This is a genomic window from Thiohalophilus thiocyanatoxydans (assembly GCF_004366735.1).
GTDB lineage: Bacteria > Pseudomonadota > Gammaproteobacteria > UBA6429 > Thiohalophilaceae > Thiohalophilus > Thiohalophilus thiocyanatoxydans.
In genome coordinates this window covers 442,542-463,630 of record NZ_SOQX01000002.1, presented here as the reverse complement: position 1 = coordinate 463,630, position 21,089 = coordinate 442,542, and the positions used below count along the sequence as shown (strand labels likewise).

The following is a 21,089-nucleotide window of genomic DNA, read 5'->3' as shown; positions in this document are numbered from 1 at the left end:
AGCCGATGCCCCTCCCCTGGTTGACCCAGCTTCGCCGGTATCTGCCACCGCTGTCCCCCGTCACGACAGCGGCCAGTGATCAGCCGTTGCTCGCAGCCGGGGATTTACAACCGCTGCGGGCCCGGGCGTCTCAGCCCCACCCCTCGTTGATCCGCTTTGAGCACAATGTTGCCCAGCCGCGCATCGGGGATCGCCTCTCCCGGTTTCGCGGCCGGGGCTTTGAGTTTGAAGAAAACCGCGTCTATCAACCCGGCGATGAGCAACGCCTGATCAACTGGCGACTCTACGCGCGACGGGGCGAACTCTACAGCAAGGTGTTTGTGGAAGAGCGCCGCCCCGAGGTTTTTGTACTGGTGGATCGCCGTGCGGCCATGCGTTTCGGCACCCGGGTGCGCCTCAAGGCGACCCTGGCCGCGCAGCTGGCGGCCATTACCCTGTTTCAGGCCCGCCACCGGATGATCGCCGCCGGTGGCGTGGTGCTGGAAGATCGTGCGCGCTGGTTTTCACCCGCGCAGGGCGCGGCGGGATTGGATGCCCTGCTTGAGGCGATTAGCGCGCCCTGTCCGCCACAATCCTTCGATCGGGAACAGGAATCCCTGCCCGAGGTTCTGGCGCAACTGGCGATGCGCCTGGACGACGGCTGTTTCATCCTGCTGTTGAGCGACTTTGCCGATCTCGATGTAGATCACAACACGGCGATCCTGCAGCGGCTGGGCGAAAAACACACGGTCCAGGCGATCCGGATCCATGACGCGGTGGAAGCCCGCCTGCCACCGATCCAGCCGTTATTGATCGACGATCCCGGTTTCGAGCCGCTGGTGGTCGACGGCCGCGAGGCAAACCATGACGGCCGCTACGACGCTGCGGTGGCGCGCCAGCAACAGCTTTTGGACGACTGTTTCAGCCAGTGCCGGATCGCCGCGTATCATTGCGAAGCCAGCGTGGATTGGGGTGACTGTTTACAACAGGCCGCCCGGGGAAGCGCCGGACATGGATAAGCAGTGGGCCGGGATCATCGAACCGGGCGCGCCGCCGACGGACGAGACGCAGCTGTTGTGGTGGCTGCTGCCGATCCTGATAGCGGGATTGCTCACACTGTATTATCGGCAACGGCCGCGGCCGGCCATGCGCCGACAGTTACGCCATTTGCGTCGGAGGCTCCGGGATAACCGTCTCGATCGGCGCAACGCCGGATTCACCATTGCCGATTGCCTGCGCCGGGGCCGGGCCACGACCCGGCTGGATCGACTCGATTTCGGTACCCAACAGGCAAACTGGCGCGCGTTTCTCGACAAGCTGCAACACGCGCAGTATCGTCCCCGCCCGCCCTCACAAAGCGAACTGGATACATTGCTGGAAGATGCAATGGCCTGGTTGCGTCGATGAACGATTGGCCGACCTTGCAGTTCGACGCGCCGCTCTGGTTATGGCTGTGGCCGGTCAGTATGGTGTTACTCGGCGGCCTGTTACAGCGCGGTTATCTTCATGCCCTGGGCAGCAGTCTGCGCCGCTACGCGAGTGGACGCTTTCGGCATCCGCAAACCGGCCTGTTACGCCGGCTGTATCGCTCGCCGGCCGGCGCGGCACCGCGTTATCGGCTCTGGCAGTGGGCCGGTTACGGTCTGTTTCTGCTGGGCGTGCATCTGGCGCTGGCCAAACCCTTCTATCAGGGCGAACAACTGCCGCAACCGCCCAGTTACCGCGACGCCATGTTTGTCATCGACAGCTCCGTGAGCATGGTCCTCAAGGACTATGTCATCGATGAACAACGGGTTGATCGCATCACGATGCTTAAACATGTCATGCGACACCTGATCGATCGTCTGCAGGGCAATCGCATCGGCGTGGTGGCCTTCTCCGAACAGGCTTACACCCTGGTACCGTTAACGGCCGACTATCCCGTCCTGCGCACCCAGATCGATCGCCTCAAACCGGCCAGTCTGACCGGGCGCACCAGTCATCCCGGTCGCGCGCTGCTGTATACCCTGGACACGCTTGAACAACAACAGGATGACGACAGCGAGCAACGTCCGGTGCTGATCCTGGTCTCGGACGTGAACCGCCCTGATCGGCAAATCGATCCGCGTGTGGCGGCCGAATATATCGCGTCACAGGGCTATCGCCTGCATGTGATCGGTATTGGCGGGGCCAGTTATGCCGCCGATGATGAACAACAGGGCGGCCTGATTTATCACCCGTCCAACTTTGCCCTTCTCGAAGCGATCGCCGAACAGGGGAATGGCAACTTTTACTGGGCCAGGAACACGGACAGCCTGCAGACGGCCATTGAGGCGATTCAGAAGGCGGAGCAACGGGTTATCGAGGCCGAACCCCGCCATGTGCCCATCCCCCTCTATCAATGGCCCCTGCTGGCCAGTCTGATAGTGCTGGCGCTGCTCTCTCTGCCGATCCGGTTCGGGAGGCGCCCATGATGGGGGGGCTGGCCGATCTGGTCTGGCGGGAGCCGGCCTGGTTTGCCGTGGCGCTGGTGCCGTGGCTGTGGCTGCTCGGCCGGTATCTGTGGTCGGCCACCGACAGCCGGGCCTATGCCGATCCGGCGCTGCTGCCCTGGGCCCGGGTCGAACAACACAGGCTGCAGCGCTGGCGGCGTCACTGGCGGGAACTGCTCTCCGTGCTGGCCTGGCTGTTGCTGGCCGCCGCGCTGGCCGGACCGCGCCTGCCGCACTCCCTGCACAGCGAGGAAACGGATCGCCTGCCGGAGTTGATGGTGGTGCTGGATGTCTCCCACTCGATGAGCGCCGACGACATCTATCCCACCCGGCTGGAACGGGCCCGGCTCGAGCTGCAGGATCTGCTCGAACGGCTCGAGGGCTGGCGCATCGGGATGGTGGTTTATGCCGCGCAACCGCATCTGCTGGTACCGCCGACCCATGACAAGGCGCTGCTGCGCCATTATCTGCCGATCCCGCGCACCGGCCTGTTGCCCGTCGAAGGCAGTGATCCGGCCTCGGCCTTGCAATTTGCCGCCGGCACAGGCGTGACGAATGACGTACCGCGTCACCTGTTGCTGATCAGTGACGGGGCGATGGTCAGGCCGGACAGTGAAAGTGAACAGGCCTTGCAGGAGACGGTCACCGCATTGCAGCAAAACGGGCACCGTCTGTATATCCTGGGTGTGGGGAGCGAGTCCGGTACAAACCTGACCGATCCGGACGGTGGCTGGCTGGAACAGGATGGCCAGAGCGTGCTGTCACGCCTGCAACGCGCACGGCTGGAAGCGTTGGCCGAACGTGGCGGCGGCCGGTATGCCACGGCACGGGATGATGATCGTGACTGGCAGCAGCTCTATGACAACGGCCTTGCCGGAACCCTGTCCGACTCACTGAGCGAACAGTCGGACGGCCTGGTGATCTGGCGCGAACTGTTTGCCTGGTGTCTGCTGCCGGGTCTGGCATTGTTACTGCTGGCCCATCTTCGCCTGCCACGTCAGAGACCGACAGCCGGTTCTTTGTCCCTGCTGCTGGGGTTCGTGCTGGTCGCCAATCTGTTCGGTGTGCCCAACAACAGTTATGCCGCCCAATCCGACGCTCTGCAACAGGCCTGGCAGGCCTTTGAACAGGAAGACTACGCCAAAGCACAGAAGGCCTATCGACGGGTCGCCGGTTACCGGGGACGCATGGGCGAAGGCAGCAGCGCCTATCTGCGCGAGGAATTTCGCACCGCTTTGCAGCAATTCACCCGCGCGGTCGCGATGGCACAAAACGCTACGCAGCGGGCCGACGCCCTGTTCAATCTGGGCAACAGCTACGCCCGGCTCGAGCGCTATACGCAAGCGGCAACGATCTATGCTGATGTGTTGCGCTATCAAACCTCGCATACCCGGGCGGAACAAAACCGGACCCTGGCTGAAAAACTCGCCCGGGAACAGGTGGCGCGTGAGCGCCGCGACGAGCGCGGTCGCCAGGGACGCGGCACCCGCACCCGCGAGCTGGAGGAAGATGAACAGCTCACCCGCGGCAATCTGACTCTGAGCGATCAAAGCGAGTCCGAAGGCATCGCCCTGGGCGATGCGCACAGCGACGAGGCCGCGCGCCGTGAATCGGGCGGCGCCACGCTGTCGGATGAGACGATCATGGAGCGCACTGATCCGCAGTGGGACTACGCGGTCAACGCGATGAGCCAGCTGGCCAGTCGCGCCAGCGGGATGGACAGCGAACCGGCACGCTTCTGGCAACGCCTGTTTGAAAGCGAAGCAGGCTATCCGGCCCCGCTTGAGCAACCCGAAAACAAAGCGGGAGTGCGGCCATGGTAGCGCGTATCGGCCGACCCCTGTCGCTGCGACGGCTGTTCATCCTGTTAGCCGCCCTGTCGACGGCCCACGCCGCCAGCGCAACGGACAGCGGTTTGACGGTCAGTGTCGATCGGCACACAGTCGAATACGGCAAGTCCGTTGTATTGACCGTGCGCAGCACGGAGCCGGATACCGATCCGGGCGCCATCTCGTTAGCCGCACTGGAACCGGACTTTGCCATTGAACCGATCCGCGGCCGTTCAGCCACTGAAACCGATACCCCGATGCGCCAATGGCGGCTCTATCCGCGCCGCCCCGGCGAGCTGATCATCCCGGCGCCGGATAACGCGGCTCGCCGCGACCCGGTGAGGCTGAACGTGACACCGGCGGTGGATCCGCGTGACGGTCAGCCCATCCGGGTTACCCGCGAGATATCCGGCACGGATGTCTGGTTACGTCAGGCGGTGCATCTGACAATGACCCTGGAAACCGCCTCGCCGATTATTATTCTCGAGCGGGAGACGCCCGCCCATGACGCGCTGGCGATTCATGAGCTCGCCACAACCGAACGGCCGGTTGACCCGCAACAACAACGTTATCGCCATACCACCGGCTGGGTCGCCCACCCCCTGCGCCAGGGCGAACAACGGCTGCAATTACCGCCGCTACGCTATGTGCGCGACGGGGTGACGACACACCGTTTCTACCCGCCGGTGTTACAACTCGCGGTCCGTCCCCTGCCGCCCTATCTGTCACCGCAGATGCCGATCGGAACGTTGTCACTGCAGATCGACAGGCCGGATCGGTTTGTCTTCACCGACGAATTGCACGATCTGAAAGTGACATTACAGGGCCGGGGAATCCGCCGTCAGGATATGCCGCAACTGGAACGGCAACTGGCCAGCTCGGCCGACATCACCCTTTACCCGGCGCAACAGGCCTATCAGCAGAAAACCGACGCGGGCCGGCTGATTGGCCAGAGTGACTACGCGATCCCCTTCAGCATCAAACAGAGCGGACGGATCACCCTCCCCGATTTGCGGCTCGACTATTTCGACCCGAACACAGGCCGGATAGTCAGCCGGCAAGTCGCGGGGCAGGCCGTCTATGCCATGAATCGCTGGCTGTTTTATTTGCTGATCGGAATCGGATTAGTGGTCCTGGGGATCAGCATCCGAAAATCACTGCCCCCGTTAACCCGGCACCTGCGACGTCTGAAAGGTTACACCCGGGTCATCGGATTATTGCCGATGGCCGATTCCGATGAACGTGTGGTTCAACTGCTGCGGGAGGTGGCCCTCGGCGAGGGCTGGCCGGCCAATCTGACGCTGGCGCAGTGGTTGCAATACTGGCAGAATCATTATCGGCCTGACACACGTCTTGACCGGGCGATTGAGGCGTTAATCTTAAAACGCTATGCCGGCGAGCCGCTTGATATCCGGCAGGTGCGGGAACAGCTCCGCGCGGCACTATCCCGGCAACATGCTATTCCGGGCTGGCTTGGTCGACTCACACCGGTCAACGAATGACACCTGAGCGGCTCCACGTTTTACTTGCTCCAGGGAGATAGGCGCAATGGCAACAGACGATTCAGATCTGCAGCACGGAAATTCCGACACGACCCCACCTGACTGGCATGCCCTGCCCGGCGAGGACGTTTTTGAACGTCTTGCCAGCGCCTCGCAGGGACTGGATAAAACAGAGGCCGAACAACGCCTCAAACAGATCGGACCGAACCGCTTGCGTGCCCAGCAAAGCGAATCGGCCTTGCGACGCCTGCTCAGACAATTTAACAACGTCCTGATTTATGTTTTGCTCGCTGCCGGCTTCATTACTCTGTTACTGGGTCACTGGATCGATAGCGGTGTCATTTTCGGCGTCGTGATCATCAATGCGTTGATCGGGTTTGTCCAGGAAGGCAAGGCCCAGAAGGCGCTGGCCGCCATTCAGCAACTGTTGACCCGCCAGGCGCGGGTCCGCCGCGAAGGTCAGGTTAAAACGCTCGATGCGGAACAGCTGGTGCCCGGTGACGTGGTGCTGTTGCAATCGGGTGACAAGGTGCCGGCCGATCTGCGCCTGTTCAAATCCCGCCAGCTGCGTATTGATGAATCCCTGCTGACCGGCGAATCGGTGGCGGCGGAGAAGACCAGTGAACCCGACAAGGCCGAAAGCTTGCTGGCGGATCGCCATTCCATGGCCTATTCCGGCACCCTGGTCACCTATGGCCAGGGCACGGGCGTGGTGGTGGCGACCGGCAACGAGAGCGAAGTGGGCCGGATCAGCGACATGTTGCAGTCGGTTGTGACACTGACCACGCCACTGCTGCAAAAAATTGCCCAATTCTCCCGCTGGCTGACCGGCGCCATTCTGGTCATCGCTTCGGCCACCCTGGCCTATGGAATATTCATCAAGGATTACACCAGCGGCGAGATGTTCCTGGCCGCGGTCAGTCTGGCGGTAGCCGCCATCCCCGAGGGGCTGCCGGCAATTATGACCATTACCCTGGCCATCGGCGTACAACGCATGGCCCGGCGCAATGCCATTATCCGCCGTCTGCCGGCGGTCGAAACCCTCGGCTCGGTGACGGTGATCTGTTCCGACAAGACCGGCACCCTGACTCAGAACGTGATGATCGCCCGCAATGTGGTGACAGCGAAACAGAACTATGAAATCAGTGGTAACGGTTACGAACCATACGGCGATTTTTCTGTTGATCGAAACAGTATCGAGGTGGAATCGGATCCGGTGCTGTCGGAGCTTACTCGTGCTGCCCTGCTGTGTAACGATGCCAAAGTCGAGAAAGTCGAGGGGCAATGGCAACTCCATGGCGATCCCACCGAGGGGGCGCTGGTGGTAATGGGGATGAAAGCCGGTCTCGATCCACTCTACCAGAATGAACAATGGCCACGGGGCGATGCCATTCCGTTTGAATCCGAGCATCGTTTCATGGCAACACTGCATCACGATCACGCCGGTCATGGCTTTATCTATGTCAAGGGTGCACCGGAACAGATTCTGTCCATGTGTTCGCGTCAACGCACCGACGGGGAAACATCGCCGTTGGATACACCTTACTGGCATGAACAGATGCATCAGCTGGCCGAAAACGGCCAGCGGGTGCTGGCGATCGCGTTTAATACCACCGACAGTGACCAGCGCGAACTGAACTTTAACGATGTCGAAGCCGGGCTGACCCTGTTGGGGATGGTCGGGATTATGGATCCGCCGCGCGATGAAGCGATTGAATCGATCCGTCAATGTTATGCGGCGGGGATCCGGATCAAGATGATCACCGGCGATCACGCCACCACGGCGCTGGCCATCGCCCGCAAGATGGGTATTGTCGCCGGCGACAGCAAGGCATTGACCGGCGCCGATCTGGATCAAAGTGATGATGCGGCATTGCAGAAGATAGTCCGGGAGACCGATATCTTTGCCCGGGTCAGTCCCGAGCAAAAACTGAGGCTGGTGGAAGCGCTACAGACACAGAACAATGTCGTGGCCATGACCGGGGATGGCGTCAACGATGCCCCGGCACTGAAGCGGGCCGATGTGGGCGTGGCCATGGGTAAAAAAGGCACCGAAGTGGCTCGCGAGGCGGCCGAGATGGTACTGGCCGACGATAACTTTGCCTCTATCGCCCGGGCCATCGAGGAAGGCCGGATTGTTTATGATAATCTGAAAAAATCGATCATGTTCATCCTGCCGACCAACGGCGCTCAGGCCCTGACCCTGGTCGTCGCCATATTGCTGGGGATGATGTTGCCGATTACGCCGGTGCAGATCCTCTGGATCAACATGGTCACCGCCGTCACGCTTGCGCTATCTCTGGCATTTGAACCGGCCGAAGGCCAGGTGATGGCCCGCCCGCCGCGCGATCCGGAAGAACCGATCTTTACGCCGTTTTTGATCTGGCGGATATTGTTTGTCTCGCTGATTCTGGCTGTTGGAACTTTCGGTCTGTTCTTCTGGGAACGCGGCCAGGGAACCGGCCTCGACGAGGCACGCACCATGGCGGTGAATGTGCTGGTGCTGTTTGAAATGTTCTATCTGTTAAATTCCCGCTTTTTAATCGAAAACTCGCTGACCTGGCGAGTCTTCATGAACAACCGCTATGTACTCTACGCCATCGGCCTGCTGATCCTGCTGCAGCTGGCCTTCACCTACTGGGGACCGTTGCAACTGTTGTTCAGTACCACGGCGCTGGCCTTGACGGATTGGGCGCGACTTATTCTCATCGCCGCGTCCGTGTTCTTTATCGTGGAACTCGAGAAGTGGATAATTCGTCGCTGGATAAAAACAGGCACACTACGATGAGCGCAGACAGACACTCAACAGACTCTTTACCGCCTTAGTGAGTTCAATACCAATACCGTAAGAGTATGGAATAACGATGCCTTTATAATACTCACCAGCCAGGAGGTTCCGGATGCACACATCCGATAGCACGATTGGGTCGCACGATTTGAAAAACATTGAAATCGATATAAACCGCCCGACACCGCTGTTTCTGGACAAGAATCACGAAGTCTACTGGCTGGGCATTACCCAGGAAACCGCATTCCGCTGTAACAGCTACCTGATACGCGATGGCGATCAGGCCCTGATAGTGGATGCGGGCAACCGGAGTTTTTTCCCCCAGGTTCACGAGCGTGTCGCCCAGATTCTGGAACCGCAGGCGATAACGGGGCTGATTTTCTGTCATCAGGATCCCGATGTGGCCGCCTCAATCTGTGAATGGCTGGAACAGGCGCCCGATGCCCGGGTCTATACCACTCCCCGCACGCAGGTACTGTTACCCCATTACGGGTGCAGTGATTATCCCTATGTCGATGTCACAACCACATCGCGCCTCACACTCCCCTCCGGCTCGGCATTACGGTTTATTGATGCGCCGTATCTTCACTCTCCGGGCGCCTTTGCAACCTATGACGAACATGCCCGCTATCTTCTGTCGGGTGATATATGGGCCGCACTGGACACTGATTGGACGCTGGTGGTCAGGGATTTCGAACAGCATCGCAATTTACTCGATCTTTTCCACCTGGACTACATGGCTTCCAATGTCGCGGCACGGGGGTTCGTAAACCAGCTCGACAAGCTGGATATCGAAGCGATTTTACCTCAACACGGTTCGATCATTTCGCCACCCGATGTCCCCGCTGCCCTTGACTATTTGCGCAATCTGCGTTGCGGTACCGATATTGCCTATCCGGATCTCACCCCATGAACAATTCAGACCAAAAAATCGACGCGCTTCAACAGCGGATTGCCGAACTCGAGCGCAAGAATCACTCCTATGCCGAAGCGCTCTCCCAGGCGGAACGGATCCGCCACCAGTGGGCCGAGGCAATGGAAACACTCAAACGTACCAGCCGTGAACTGAAAACCGCCAATGACGAACTTTCCTTGCTGCATAAGGTGGCCGCCACTGTCAGTGAGACTGTGTGGCTGGACGAATTACTGGAGCACACTCTCGAACTGATGACCGGGTTGGTCGATACACCCGTTGATTGCGGTATATTCCTCATCAACGACGACAAAATGGAGCTGGCTGCCTCTCGCGGTTCCACTCAGCCCTTCCTGGATGCGCATGAGGGAATGCGTGTCGGTGACTGTCTGTGTGGCCAGGTTGCACAAAGCGGTGAAATGATTGTTACCGAAAACTGTGTGAATGATTCGCGACATACCATCCACTACCCGGGGATCCGGCCCCATGGGCATCTTATTTTACCGCTGAAATCCAAAGGCGAGGTTGTTGGCGTCTTCTACTATTATCTGCCCCAGGAGCAACCACTTCCCCAGCGTAAATTGACTCTGTGGCAGGCCGTGAGCGCGCAAGTGGGAATAGCCATCGGTAATGCACGCCAGCATGAAAAAACCCACGACGAATCCGTTCACGACTCACTGACCGGCCACGCCAACCGGCGTCATCTTGAAGTGAACCTCAAACGGGAGTGGGCCGCGGCCCGGCGCGGTACAAACATGTTGTCCGTTATCATGCTGGATCTGGATCACTTCAAAAATTATAACGACACCCATGGACACCCGGAGGGTGACAAATTACTGATCCAGGTTGCAGATATTATACGTCAATGTATCCGCGAAGAAGATCTCCCGGTCCGCTATGGTGGTGAAGAGTTTCTGATCCTGCTGCGCAACAAGGATCGCCAACAGGCCGCCGACGTGGCGGAACGGTTGCGCTCCCGTATCGAACAGCAAACCGAGATAACGGTCAGTGTTGGCGTCGCTGTCTTCAGTGAAAATGATGACGACCCCTGGAAAATGATTAAACGCGCGGATAACGCCCTCTACGCCGCTAAACAGAATGGTCGCAACCAGGTCATCACACAGGAGACGTAAACAGTATCAAGATGAGTATGAAAAAGAAGAAATACGGGGTAATTCGAATCTATCAATACACTATCGCACGGAATCGCCCTCACGCCTGATAATTCCGGACGTTTTTAGGCAGCAGGTCAAAGCCTGTCAAGTAATGGTGCCCGGGGCCGGAATCGAACCGGCACGGTCGCAATGACCGAGGGATTTTCTTACCACTACAGCTTTCGCTGCCGCGTACTTAAAACGCATTTGTGGCCTGGACTTTACCTTTACCCTATTCTAAGCTTGATAGAACTTAGGCAGGAGCCGTCAAGTCTCTACACTTTCCCGAGATAGTTACGAGTGACGAGGTACGAGTAACGAGGGATTCCCGAACTGTCGGTACTCGTGACTCGATAGTGCTTTATCGGGCTTAGCTCGGGATTGCCACCACCCTGCGTGCTGAGGTTTCCCCGAATTTGACTCCATTCACGCCGGCCGTTTCCGAGCCGGGTGCTCAATTTTTTAAGTCCCTTGCGTCTACCAATTTCGCCACCCGGGCTGCGGTGTGACGGGATATATTCTACATGCATATGCATCAGATTTGAAAGCTCAGAAAAAGATGCCTGGCCTGAAACTGTATTCCCGTGTTGAGGGGCGCGCTTATATATTATTGATTATTAAGAGAATATTCTGGTTCGCGCGGCAAGTTGGGAGTTTAACGGCTCACGACACGATTACGCCCGCCGTTTTTGGCTTCGTAGAGTGCTTCATCGGCGCGGTGGAAGAAGGAATCCTCATCATCCTCTTCCCGCAGTGTGGTCACGCCGGCGCTGAGGGTAACCTGGATATGCTGATCATCGTCGATTTCGATCGGGTTGTCTGAAACACTCGAACGCAGCCGTTCCATGACAATGTTTGATCCGGCCAGGTCGGTATTGTTCAGAATAATCATAAATTCTTCACCACCGTAGCGGCCCACGAAATCCTCACTGCGCAACAGACCCTGTATTTTCTCACCCACCTCCTTCAGTACCTTGTCACCCGCAAGGTGCCCGTGGGTATCATTGATCTGTTTAAAATGGTCCAGGTCCACCATCGCCAGGCTCAGGTTGGTCTTCTGAGAACGGGATTGCGTCAACATCCTGGAAAATATTTCCATAATGGAATTTCGCGTATGCACGCCGGTCAATTCATCCGTCGTGACCTGATCACGTAACTGCGCGCCTTCGGTGCGAAGCGTATTCAGCGAAACCTGCATCTCCTGGATATGTTCGACGTGGTAGGAGTGAATGGCAAGTGACATATCGAATGCAGTGATGCGCCGGGCAAATGACTCAAGCTCACGACGGTTTGCGCCGGGCTGTTCATTCGAAGCCGGAATCTTATCAATAATTATCCCGAGCAGTTTGGTATATGCGCTCTGATATAACGTCGTCGGCAGGCCGACCTGTTTGTGTATCGTGCCGACATGTATACGTTCCTCAAAATAGTTCGGGGTGTCAAACTCAACGCCAAGTGTGTAAAGATAATTGCGTTGAGATTTTTTCAATCGCGCAATCAGAACCTTATCCTCGAGATAAGGCCGAAAACGGTCATGCGAGAGCATGAAATCGTAAAATTTATCCACAATCTCATCGACATTGGGCTGAATAACATGGCGCTGCAGTATGTCGGCAAGTTTTTTATCCCCGGATGATAATTCGAACAATTCGAGAAATGACTTGCGGGCGTCATAGCTCAGGTTGAATGGCGGGATATTGGTCTGTTTGTTCATCATCAATGAACAGGGCTTTTTTGTTATAAGCAGAGGTTAGCGGGCAATTTTAACCGGGATGGCGCCAGAAATCCACGGCAAGGAAAGATGGAGGCTGGGCCCGGAGTCGAACCGAGGTACACGGATTTGCAATCCGGTGCATAGCCACTCTGCCACCCAGCCGTAGGGGTATTTTACCGGACTCTGCCCGGGGTTTACACAAAAAAACCCCGGGAGCGGCCGAGGTTTCCAGGGAATCTGGAGCGGGAAACGAGACTCGAACTCGCGACCCCAACCTTGGCAAGGTTGTGCTCTACCAACTGAGCTATTCCCGCTTGAGAGAGGCGTATTTTAGCGATACGGCGCGCGCTGTCAAGACTTACGCGGACCGGTCCCGGGTCAAACTGGGCCAGGCGGCGTGCAGATAGAGGAACATGGACCAGAGCGTCAGCCCCGCCGAGGCGTAGAGCAGCAGATAACCGATCAACATGGTCGGAAAACGGCCAATCGGCTCCTCGAACAGCAAAAAACAGACCGCCAGCATCTGCGCGGCTGTCTTGAACTTGCCAATGATGGAGACCGCCACCCGGGTCTGGCTTCCGATGTTAGCCATCCACTCGCGCAGCGCCGAAATGGTGATTTCCCGGCCGATAATCACGGCGGCCGGGATGGCCAGCAGGAAGCCGGGATGCTTGCTGACCAGCAGCACCAGGGCGACGCCCACCAGCAGTTTGTCGGCCACGGGATCGAGAAAGGCGCCGAAATGCGATTCCTGATCCCATTTACGGGCCAGATAACCGTCGAACCAGTCGGTGATGCTGGCCAGAATGTAGAGCGCGGTAAGCAGATAGTTGCTGATGCCAAAAACCGGCACATAGAACAGCACGATGAAGAACGGAATAATTCCAATCCGCAACAGGGTCAGCTTGGTCGGCAGGTTCATCGGCATGGGTCAGTATCCGTCTTGATGAAATGTATCATAGATTTGTTGCGCCAGTTTGCGACTGATGCCGTTGACCGCGGCCAGATCCTCGACGCCGGCGCGGGCGATCTCCTGCAGACCGCCGAAACGGTGCAGCAGGTTTTGCCGGCGCCGGGGTCCGAGGCCGGGGATCTGCTCCAGCGTCGACGTGCTGCGGGTCTTCTGGCGGCGTTGCCGGTGCCCGGTAATGGCAAAACGGTGGGCCTCGTCACGGATCTGCTGAATCAGGTGCAGGGCCTTGGAGTCGGCCGGCAATATAGTGTCTTCCCCGCCGTCTGACAAGTAAAGGGTTTCCAGTCCCGGCTTGCGGCCCGGCCCCTTGGCGATCCCAATTAGCCGTACACCGGGAACCTGAAGCTCCTCCAGCACGTTGCGGGCCGTCTGGACCTGCCCCTTGCCGCCGTCGATAAACAGGATGTCCGGCAGCTTGCCCTCCCCCTCGCGCAGCCGCTTGTAACGCCGTGTCAAAGCCTGTTCCATGGCGGCGTAATCATCGCCGGGGGTGATGCCTTCGATGTTGAAACGCCGGTAATCGGATTTGAGCGGGCCATTAATATCGAACACCACGCAGGAGGCCACGGTCGCCTCCCCCATGGTATGGCTGATATCAAAACACTCCAGTCGCTGTGGCTGTTCATCCAGTTGCAGCGCCTCCTGCAGGGCTTCAAAACGCTGCAGCTGGGTGGCCTGGCTGTTGAGACGCTGGCCCAGTGCCTGGCGGGCGTTTTGCGTCGCCATATCCCGCCAGCGGGCCCGGGTACCGCGCAGCTTGTGGCTGATCGTGACCCGCCGGCCGGCCGCCTCGCCCAGGGCGGCCTCGATCAGGCCCTGCTCCGCGGGGGGATGACTGACAATGAGCTCGGCCGGGATGTCCTCGGGACGAGAGAGATAATGCTGGGTCAGAAAGTGGCTGATCAGCTCGCTTTCGGGCTGTTCCGGGGCGAGTCCCTCCAGATGCTTGGGGAAGTAGCTGCGATTGCCCAGGTTCCGCCCCTGGCGAATGGTAAAAATCTGCACACAGGCGACCCCGCCCTCGACGGCAGCGGCGATCACGTCCAGGCTGCCGCCGCTGTCGCTGTCCATGTACTGCTTGTCCTGAATATGCCGCAGGCTGGCGATCTGATCCCGATAGCGGGCCGCCGCCTCGTAATCCAGTGCCTCAGCCGCCTCGGCCATGCGTTGCGCCAGGGCGTCGATCACCACACTGCTCTTGCCCTCCAGAAATAAAATGGCGTGACGCACATCCTCGGCGTAATCGGCCTCGCTGATCAGGCCCACACAGGGCGCGGTACAGCGTTTGATCTGATACTGCAGGCAGGGGCGCGAACGGTTGCTATAAAAGGAGTCCCGGCACTGGCGCACCGGAAACAGCTTTTGCAACAGACTCAGGGTCTCGCGTACCGACGGCGCGCTGGGGTACGGCCCGAAATAGCGTCCCTTACCCCGTTTCGCGCCGCGATGAAACGTCAGTCGCGGATACGGATGCTCGGTGGAGAGATAGATATAGGGGTAACTCTTGTCATCGCGGAACAGGACATTGTAGCGCGGGCGCAGCGACTTGATCTGGGTGTTTTCCAGAATCAGCGCTTCGCTCTCGTTGCTTGTCACCGTGACCTCGATCGCGGCGATCTGCGCCACCATCACCCGGGTTTTGGGACTGTCCAGATTGGTCCGAAAATAACTGGACACCCGTTTTTTCAGATCCACCGCCTTGCCGACATAGATCACCGTGCCCCCGGCATCGAGCATGCGATACACGCCCGGCCTGTTGGGCAGGCCCTTGATAAAGGCTTTGGCGTCAAAATCGGAGGTAGTCGCGCTCATGAAACTATTTTAACCGCAGAGACCCGGGAATAAGAACAGATTGCACCACAGAGGACGCAGAGGTCACGGAGAAATTAATGGGTTATAGCTCCGGACACAGAGATTAATGTTTATAAAACATTGCGCGGCCTGAGTCTGACAGTACATGTCGGCCTATGGTATTGAGAATAAAGAAAAATAAAATTTTCCTCTGTATCCAAACAACAGGCATAAATGCTCTGCGCCTCTGCGGTAAAAATTCAATCCGTCAGTTTACCAATCAGCCGGAACACGTCATGAAACATCTTTTCGGTCAGTCGGCCGGTCTGGGTGTTGTAGCGGCTGCAGTGATAGGAGTCGACCAGCCAGCGCCCGTCGGGCAGCTGATAATGGGCTGCATGACCGAACTTGTACTGCGACTGTTTCAGATCCTGTGCCTTGAGCACCGCCTTGTGGGCAATGCCGCCCAGCGCCAGAATCACGCTGTTGCGCGGCAGACTGGCCAGCTCCTGGCGCAGATAGCCGTTACAGGTATTCATCTCGTCGGTGGTCGGCTTATTCTCCGGTGGCAGACATTTGACCGCGTTGGTAATCCGGCACTGCTTGAGTTTGAAGCCGTCCCCCAGGGCGATCGAATCGGGCCGGTTGCTGTAACCAAATTCATACAGCGTTTTGTACAGCAGGATACCGGCAAAATCACCGGTAAACGGGCGCCCGGTGGCGTTGGCCCCGTGCATGCCGGGTGCCAGTCCCACGATCAGCAGACGCGGCCGCTTGCTGCCGAACGGGGCAACCGGACGGGCATGGTAGTCGGGATAATCGCGACGGACCTGTTTCAGAAACCCTTTCAAGCGCGGGCACTGACTACAGTCGGGATCGAATTCGGCCGGGGCCTGGTTACTGGACATGTTTTTACTACGACAGTTAAAACAGCGGTGAAAAGATAATTATAACGGATTCTGGCGGGACAGGTTACTGGACCTGGCTGCTTTCAATCACGCCGTGGCGCATCGCCAGGCGGGCCAGTTCAATATCGCTGTGTACCCCGAGCTTGGTATAGAGGCGTTGGCGGTAGGTACTGATGGTTTTGGGACTGAGACAGAGCTGGTCGGAAATCGCGCTGATCTTCTGCCCCGCCATTAACATCATCAACACCTGCAGTTCCCGCTCCGACAGGCTGTCAAAGGGCGAGTCGGTTTCGTGCTCGGGAAACTGGGACAGGGCAAGTTGCTGAGCGATCTCGGGGGTAATATAGCGGCGTCCCGCCAGGGTTTCATGGATCGCATGGCTGATTTCATCCACCCGGGCCCCCTTGGTCAGGTAACCGACCGCGCCGGCTTTAAGCAGACGCTGGGCGAACAGATCATCCTGGTGCATGGTGACGATAATAATCCGCAGCGCGGGATTGTTGCCGAGCATCTTGCGGGTCGCTTCAAGACCGCCGATCCCGGGCATATTGATGTCCATCAGGACCACATCCGGATCGAGTTCCGCGACCATTTTGATCGCCTCTTCCCCGCTGGTGGCTTCACCCAGAATTTCAAAGTCCGCCACATCTTCCAGCAACCGGCGAACGCCGGTACGGACCAAGTCGTGATCATCCACTAAAAGGATTCTCGTCATGAAACTCGCCTCCCACCCAGTCAGGCGCGGTATGGATTATTATGCAGTGAATGTAACCCAAACACCGTAAAATTTGTAGTTCTTTATAGATCGCCCCGTCGTTGCGCCGCAATAACCGCTTTTATCAGATGGTTTTATTGTCCCACTACCGGCCCTGTCTCAGGCGGGCGCCTGGTGCAGATCAGGTTCGCGCGTTAACGAGTCTTCCGCGGAAAATACATCAGCCTCTCTCTTCACAGCCCCGACTGATTTATTAAAAATAGACAAATCGCCTCCTCTCTGCCATAGCTAATCAAGACACGGTGTAACCCGAAGGATACATGGCACAAAGCAACGCCCACAGGCAACGCGATCGCTGCAAGTCATACCAGACTGGCCTATGCTTACATAACCATCAGGAGTAACAGCTGTGAATCAACCAACCGATTTTGAGAAAGCACTCAAAGACCCGATGCTGATCTATCACAGACCGCATGAAGTTCTGGCTGATCAACAGTTGAGTGATGAACAACGCCGGCAGATTCTCAAACGCTGGGAACAGGATGCGCGCGAGCTGGATGTCGCGCAGGAAGAAGGCATGACCGGCGGCGAGAACAGCCTGTTGGATGAAATCCTCAACGCCCTGGAAACCCTGGATGGTGACTCGACATCAGCCGAGGCCCCGACCAAGCAGGGTAGCTCGATCGACTAATCCGGGGTGAGCCCTGCTTCTGTTCAAGGTTGTGTCACGCAGGCTATCGCCAACGTGACCTACGAGGCTAGCCCTTCTTTTCCAGATTGCCGGACATCGCTCGCGCTTTGTCCGGCCTACATCAGATAAAACCACCTCGTCCCTCGGCCCTTAGCTTGTTGCCCAGTTGTAGGCCAGGTTACGCGCAGCGCTACCTGGCGCCCTGCCTCTGCTCAGGGTTGTGTCACGTAGGCGAAATCTGGATCCGTCGCGTTGCTCCTTAGATCCAGGCTACTCGGTAAATGGACTGGTATTCGGAACACGTAGTTAGTTTTAACTAGCACCTAGCCCCTAGAAACTAAAAAAGGGCCCGTTAAGGGCCCTTTTTTAATTGGCGGAGAGGGAGGGATTCGAACCCCCGGACCGTCGCCGGTCAACGGTTTTCAAGACCGCCGCTTTCGACCACTCAGCCACCTCTCCAGAACAGTTGCTAGTCTCTAGGGGCTAGGTCCTAGTCTCTAACTCCCTAGGACCTGGCCACTAGCTTTTCCTAGTCACTAGCCCCTAGCACCTAGTCACTAGCTTTGAGGGGGCGAAGAATACCCTATGAAAGGCGAAGTTTCCAGAGGGGCGCGGGCTTGAAATCGGATCGATATGGCTTGATATCGGGAACTAATCAGGTATGCTGTAGTCCATTAGTCAGGCTTAATTTTGAATAAGGATGGGTTAAACATGTACCAAGAACGCACTGCTACCCGGCCGATTGGGTCGGCGATAGAGACCAACAAGGTATTGCGCAATACTTACGCGCTGCTGTCCATGACCTTGATCTTCAGTGCCGCGATGGCAGCGATCAGTGTGGTCTCGCAGGTTTCTTATGGTATCGGGCTGATCGCGACGATCGCCGGCATCGTCATGCTCTGGTTCGTCCTGCCGCGCACCGCCAATTCCGCCACCGGGATTCCGGTGATTTTTGCCATCACGGGCCTGCTGGGCTTCGGTCTGGGGCCGATCGTGGGCTATTACCTGGCCGCGAACCCGACGATTGTCATGACCGCGCTGGGCGGCACCGCCGTGATCTTCCTGGGTCTGTCCGCTTATGCGCTGACCACACGCAAGGATTTCAGCTTCCTGGCGGGGTTCCTGTTCGTCGGCTTCTTCGTGGTCCTGGCCGCGGCGCTGGCGAACATCTTCCTGGAGATTCCGGCGCTGTTTCTGGCCGTGAACGCCGCCATCGTGCTGATCATGAGCGGGTTCATCCTGTTCCAGACCTCCTCCATCATCCATGGCGGGGAAACCAACTACATCATGGCCACGGCCGGGATTTTCCTCTCCCTGCTGAACATGTTCCAGGCGCTGCTGCATCTGCTGGGTGCCTTCGGCAACGAATAAACGCCGCCCACGGCGACGTCAAAAGCCCCGATATTTCGGGGCTTTTTTTGGTCTGAAATAAGCCCCGAATGGTGAGAAAATCACCGCTTCGGGCGAATTTAAAGGAGGCTTTCAATGGGTTGGGAAAAAATCGCCACGGCGGTGTTGCTCGGTGCCATGCTGATTTTCATCTTTCCACGCATGCGCCATGCGCTCAACAACGCCCCCAAGGGCTCCGCCGAGGACTGGAAAGGCTTTCTGTTCCCCATCGCCCTGGTCGTGGGCTTCGTGGTGCTGCTGATCCTTCTGGTCAAATAATCGCCACCTACTCCAGGCGCTGCAGCCCGCCCATATAGGGTTGCAGTGCCGCGGGAATGGCGACCCGGCCGCCCGCGTCCTGATAGTTTTCCAGAATCGCCACCAACGTGCGCCCGACCGCCAGGCCGGAGCCGTTGAGGGTGTGGACCAGCTCGGGCTTGTTCGTCCCGGGGTTACGCCAGCGGGCCCTGAGCCGGCGGGCCTGGAAGTCCTCGAAATTGCTGCAGGAGGAGATCTCCCGGTATTTCCCCTGCCCCGGCAGCCAGACCTCCAGATCGTAGGTCCGCGACGCAGAAAAGCCGATATCCCCCGTACACAGATCGACCACCCGGTACGGCAGTTCCAGTCTCTGCAGCACCGCCTCGGCATGGCCGGTGAGCTCCTCGTGGGCCGCCAGTGAGTCTCCCGGGCGCACGACCTGCACCAGCTCCACCTTCTCGAACTGGTGCTGGCGGATCATGCCGCGGGTGTCCTTGCCGTAGGAGCCGGCCTCGCTGCGAAAACAGGGGGTATGCGCCACGTATTTGCGCGGCATGGTTTCATCCTCGATGATCACATCGCGCACGATATTGGTCACCGGCACCTCGGCGGTGGGGATTAGATAGAAATCCTGCTCGTGGTGCAGCTTGAACAGATCCTCCTCGAATTTGGGCAGCTGGCCGGTGCCGCGCAAGCTTTCCGCGTTGACGATATAGGGGACGTAGGTTTCGGTATAGCCGTGCTCGGTGGTGTGCAGATCGAGCATGAACTGGATCAGCGCCCGGTGCAGCCGGGCGATGCCGCCGCTCATGACGGCAAAGCGGGAGCCGGTCAGCTTGGCCGCGGTATCAAAATCGAGACCGCCGATCTGCTCGCCCAGATCCACGTGATCCTTCGGTTCAAAATCCAGCTGGCGCGGTTCGCCCCAGCGGCGGATTTCCACATTGTCGTCCTCATCCCGGCCATCTGGCACATCAGGCTGCGGGATGTTCGGAATGCCAAGCAGGATCGCGTCCAGCTGCTGCTGGACCTCCTGTAACTGTGTTTCGGCCGCCTTGAGCCGATCGCCCAGATCGGCCACGGCTTCGAGAATCGGCGCGGCATCCTCGCCTTTGGCCTTGGCCTGGCCAATGGCTTTGGATTGGGTATTACGTTCGGCCTGCAGCTCCTGGGTTGTCACCTGCAGCTGTTTGCGCTGCTCTTCCAGTGACTCGATGGTTTCCGTCTCCAGTTGATAACCGCGGCGGGCCAGCTGTGTGGCACAACCTTGCAAGTCGTTACGTAAGCGTTTGGGATCCAGCATGAGAAAACCTTCTGTTTATTGGGCATTCACCCGGGCATCCCAGATGACGATATGACCGGGTTTGATAAATTCATTCAGGTGTTCCACGATCGCCGCGGCCTTGTCGGGCGTATCGAAGAACTCCACCACCACAGGCAGATTAAGCGAGAGATCGAGCAGACCGGAGTGATGTATTTCGCCTGATTCGCCAAATCCGGAGATACCGCGAAACACGGTGACACCGCTGGCCTTTTCCCAGTCATGCAGACGTCGCATCAGGGTATCGAGCTGGGCCTCGCCTTCGGTCAGGTAGATCCGGACCATGGTGACCGCTGTTTGATTCATAATTGACGTCCTCCCAACATGCCCACCCAAGCGGCCAACAGACAGAGCGTGACACTGAGCAGGATGTTCATCCCCGCTTTAATCAGCGCGCCACTTTCGATCAGATTCAGGGTTTCCAGGGAAAAGGTCGAAAACGTGGTAAACGCCCCGAGCAATCCGATCAGTAGCAAGGCGCGCCATTCGGCACCGAGACTGGCCCGCTCCAGCAAGACAATATACAGAAACCCCATTAACAGGGATCCCAGTACATTGACGCTGAGCGTCCCGTAAGGAAACTCCCGGCCCAACAGCTGATGTACCCCGCCGGAGAGCGTAAAGCGCAGCACCGAACCGATGGCGCCGCCCACGGCAATGGCGAGAATCTGAAGCACCGATTAATCCCTGATC

19 protein-coding genes and 3 tRNA genes are annotated in these 21,089 nt (G+C 58.2%); 11 read left to right on the top strand and 11 right to left on the bottom strand.

The features are described from left to right. The first annotated feature begins 5 nt into the window (after positions 1–5). The 8 genes from EDC23_RS05875 (at position 6) to EDC23_RS05840 (ending at position 10,615) form a co-directional block, all read left to right on the top strand. Positions 6–998 (top strand): DUF58 domain-containing protein, encoded by a 993-nt coding sequence (locus EDC23_RS05875; RefSeq protein WP_134082076.1) that lies wholly within the window; start codon positions 6–8, stop codon positions 996–998. Next, complete coding sequence (locus EDC23_RS05870) at positions 991–1,386, top strand: hypothetical protein (RefSeq protein WP_134082075.1); 396 nt, start codon at positions 991–993, stop codon at positions 1,384–1,386. Before EDC23_RS05875 ends, EDC23_RS05870 begins: the two co-directional genes overlap by 8 nt. Then, complete coding sequence (locus tag EDC23_RS05865; RefSeq protein WP_134082074.1) at positions 1,383–2,432, top strand: vWA domain-containing protein; 1,050 nt, start codon at positions 1,383–1,385, stop codon at positions 2,430–2,432. Before EDC23_RS05870 ends, EDC23_RS05865 begins: the two co-directional genes overlap by 4 nt. Next, positions 2,429–4,273: a vWA domain-containing protein gene (locus EDC23_RS05860; RefSeq protein ID WP_166668782.1), complete on the top strand. Its 1,845-nt coding sequence runs from the start codon at positions 2,429–2,431 to the stop codon at positions 4,271–4,273. Before EDC23_RS05865 ends, EDC23_RS05860 begins: the two co-directional genes overlap by 4 nt. Further along, entirely contained in the window at positions 4,267–5,781 is a 1,515-nt protein-coding gene (locus EDC23_RS05855) for a BatD family protein (protein ID WP_134082071.1), read from the top strand. Before EDC23_RS05860 ends, EDC23_RS05855 begins: the two co-directional genes overlap by 7 nt. A 46-nt stretch (positions 5,782–5,827) precedes the next feature. Further along, positions 5,828–8,569, top strand: coding sequence for a cation-transporting P-type ATPase (locus tag EDC23_RS05850; protein WP_134082070.1), 2,742 nt, complete (start codon positions 5,828–5,830; stop codon positions 8,567–8,569). A gap of 112 nt (positions 8,570–8,681) precedes the next feature. Next, complete coding sequence (locus EDC23_RS05845) at positions 8,682–9,482, top strand: oxygen-binding di-iron domain-containing protein (protein WP_134082069.1); 801 nt, start codon at positions 8,682–8,684, stop codon at positions 9,480–9,482. Then, positions 9,479–10,615 (top strand): diguanylate cyclase, encoded by a 1,137-nt coding sequence (locus tag EDC23_RS05840; RefSeq protein WP_134082068.1) that lies wholly within the window; start codon positions 9,479–9,481, stop codon positions 10,613–10,615. The genes EDC23_RS05845 and EDC23_RS05840 overlap by 4 nt, the downstream gene beginning before the upstream one ends. Positions 10,616–11,291: 676 nt before the next feature. On the opposite strand, the gene EDC23_RS05835 is transcribed toward EDC23_RS05840, so the two are convergent. The 7 genes from EDC23_RS05835 to uvrY all read right to left on the bottom strand — a co-directional run bounded on the left by EDC23_RS05835 (position 11,292) and on the right by uvrY (position 16,737). Further along, entirely contained in the window at positions 11,292–12,353 is a 1,062-nt protein-coding gene (locus EDC23_RS05835) for a diguanylate cyclase (protein WP_134082067.1), read from the bottom strand. Between the two features lie 85 nt (positions 12,354–12,438). Beyond that, positions 12,439–12,512, bottom strand: a tRNA-Cys gene (locus EDC23_RS05830). Positions 12,513–12,588: 76 nt separating this feature from the next. Next, positions 12,589–12,664: transfer RNA gene (locus EDC23_RS05825), tRNA-Gly, on the bottom strand. 44 nt (positions 12,665–12,708) lie between these two features. Then, positions 12,709–13,272: a CDP-diacylglycerol--glycerol-3-phosphate 3-phosphatidyltransferase gene (pgsA, locus tag EDC23_RS05820; protein ID WP_134082571.1), complete on the bottom strand. Its 564-nt coding sequence runs from the start codon at positions 13,270–13,272 to the stop codon at positions 12,709–12,711. A 9-nt stretch (positions 13,273–13,281) separates the two neighbouring features. Further along, entirely contained in the window at positions 13,282–15,135 is a 1,854-nt protein-coding gene (uvrC, locus tag EDC23_RS05815; protein ID WP_134082065.1) for an excinuclease ABC subunit UvrC, read from the bottom strand. 239 nt (positions 15,136–15,374) lie between these two features. Further along, positions 15,375–16,022 (bottom strand): uracil-DNA glycosylase, encoded by a 648-nt coding sequence (locus EDC23_RS05810; protein ID WP_134082064.1) that lies wholly within the window; start codon positions 16,020–16,022, stop codon positions 15,375–15,377. 64 nt (positions 16,023–16,086) lie between these two features. Then, positions 16,087–16,737, bottom strand: coding sequence for a UvrY/SirA/GacA family response regulator transcription factor (gene uvrY, locus EDC23_RS05805; protein ID WP_134082063.1), 651 nt, complete (start codon positions 16,735–16,737; stop codon positions 16,087–16,089). Between the two features lie 409 nt (positions 16,738–17,146). Between uvrY and EDC23_RS05800 the strand changes: the two genes are divergently transcribed. Further along, entirely contained in the window at positions 17,147–17,428 is a 282-nt protein-coding gene (locus tag EDC23_RS05800; protein ID WP_134082062.1) for a hypothetical protein, read from the top strand. 371 nt (positions 17,429–17,799) lie between these two features. Here the strand turns inward: EDC23_RS05800 and EDC23_RS05795 are convergent. Continuing rightward, positions 17,800–17,887, bottom strand: a tRNA-Ser gene (locus EDC23_RS05795). A 252-nt stretch (positions 17,888–18,139) separates the two neighbouring features. Between EDC23_RS05795 and EDC23_RS05790 the strand changes: the two genes are divergently transcribed. Together EDC23_RS05790 and EDC23_RS05785 are read left to right on the top strand one after the other, a co-directional pair. Continuing rightward, entirely contained in the window at positions 18,140–18,799 is a 660-nt protein-coding gene (locus tag EDC23_RS05790; RefSeq protein WP_134082061.1) for a Bax inhibitor-1/YccA family protein, read from the top strand. A gap of 114 nt (positions 18,800–18,913) precedes the next feature. Further along, entirely contained in the window at positions 18,914–19,096 is a 183-nt protein-coding gene (locus EDC23_RS05785) for a hypothetical protein (protein WP_134082059.1), read from the top strand. 7 nt (positions 19,097–19,103) lie between these two features. Here the strand turns inward: EDC23_RS05785 and serS are convergent, their stop codons facing one another. The 3 genes from serS to crcB are packed head-to-tail and all read right to left on the bottom strand — an operon-like array spanning position 19,104 to position 21,073. Next, positions 19,104–20,378 (bottom strand): serine--tRNA ligase, encoded by a 1,275-nt coding sequence (serS, locus tag EDC23_RS05780; protein ID WP_134082058.1) that lies wholly within the window; start codon positions 20,376–20,378, stop codon positions 19,104–19,106. A gap of 15 nt (positions 20,379–20,393) precedes the next feature. Next, on the bottom strand, positions 20,394–20,702 hold the full coding sequence (locus tag EDC23_RS05775) for a DUF190 domain-containing protein (protein WP_134082056.1): 309 nt from the start codon (positions 20,700–20,702) through the stop codon (positions 20,394–20,396). After that, the gene (gene crcB / locus EDC23_RS05770; RefSeq protein WP_134082055.1) at positions 20,699–21,073 is read right to left on the bottom strand and encodes a fluoride efflux transporter CrcB; all 375 of its coding nucleotides are present in this window, start codon (positions 21,071–21,073) and stop codon (positions 20,699–20,701) included. Before crcB ends, EDC23_RS05775 begins: the two co-directional genes overlap by 4 nt. Positions 21,074–21,089 lie beyond the last annotated feature (16 nt).

What these genes read in the sequence shown, in the direction of transcription:
- EDC23_RS05875 (WP_134082076.1), top strand. Translation starts at nt 6, where the DNA reads ATGCCCCTCCCCTGGTTGACCCAGCTTCGCCGGTATCTGCCACCGCTG.
- EDC23_RS05870 (WP_134082075.1), top strand. Translation starts at nt 991, where the DNA reads ATGGATAAGCAGTGGGCCGGGATCATCGAACCGGGCGCGCCGCCGACG.
- EDC23_RS05865 (WP_134082074.1), top strand. Translation starts at nt 1,383, where the DNA reads ATGAACGATTGGCCGACCTTGCAGTTCGACGCGCCGCTCTGGTTATGG.
- EDC23_RS05860 (WP_166668782.1), top strand. Translation starts at nt 2,429, where the DNA reads ATGATGGGGGGGCTGGCCGATCTGGTCTGGCGGGAGCCGGCCTGGTTT.
- EDC23_RS05855 (WP_134082071.1), top strand. Translation starts at nt 4,267, where the DNA reads ATGGTAGCGCGTATCGGCCGACCCCTGTCGCTGCGACGGCTGTTCATC.
- EDC23_RS05850 (WP_134082070.1), top strand. Translation starts at nt 5,828, where the DNA reads ATGGCAACAGACGATTCAGATCTGCAGCACGGAAATTCCGACACGACC.
- EDC23_RS05845 (WP_134082069.1), top strand. Translation starts at nt 8,682, where the DNA reads ATGCACACATCCGATAGCACGATTGGGTCGCACGATTTGAAAAACATT.
- EDC23_RS05840 (WP_134082068.1), top strand. Translation starts at nt 9,479, where the DNA reads ATGAACAATTCAGACCAAAAAATCGACGCGCTTCAACAGCGGATTGCC.
- EDC23_RS05835 (WP_134082067.1), bottom strand. Translation starts at nt 12,353, where the DNA reads ATGATGAACAAACAGACCAATATCCCGCCATTCAACCTGAGCTATGAC.
- pgsA (WP_134082571.1), bottom strand. Translation starts at nt 13,272, where the DNA reads ATGAACCTGCCGACCAAGCTGACCCTGTTGCGGATTGGAATTATTCCG.
- uvrC (WP_134082065.1), bottom strand. Translation starts at nt 15,135, where the DNA reads ATGAGCGCGACTACCTCCGATTTTGACGCCAAAGCCTTTATCAAGGGC.
- EDC23_RS05810 (WP_134082064.1), bottom strand. Translation starts at nt 16,022, where the DNA reads ATGTCCAGTAACCAGGCCCCGGCCGAATTCGATCCCGACTGTAGTCAG.
- uvrY (WP_134082063.1), bottom strand. Translation starts at nt 16,737, where the DNA reads ATGACGAGAATCCTTTTAGTGGATGATCACGACTTGGTCCGTACCGGC.
- EDC23_RS05790 (WP_134082061.1), top strand. Translation starts at nt 18,140, where the DNA reads ATGTACCAAGAACGCACTGCTACCCGGCCGATTGGGTCGGCGATAGAG.
- EDC23_RS05785 (WP_134082059.1), top strand. Translation starts at nt 18,914, where the DNA reads ATGGGTTGGGAAAAAATCGCCACGGCGGTGTTGCTCGGTGCCATGCTG.
- serS (WP_134082058.1), bottom strand. Translation starts at nt 20,378, where the DNA reads ATGCTGGATCCCAAACGCTTACGTAACGACTTGCAAGGTTGTGCCACA.
- EDC23_RS05775 (WP_134082056.1), bottom strand. Translation starts at nt 20,702, where the DNA reads ATGAATCAAACAGCGGTCACCATGGTCCGGATCTACCTGACCGAAGGC.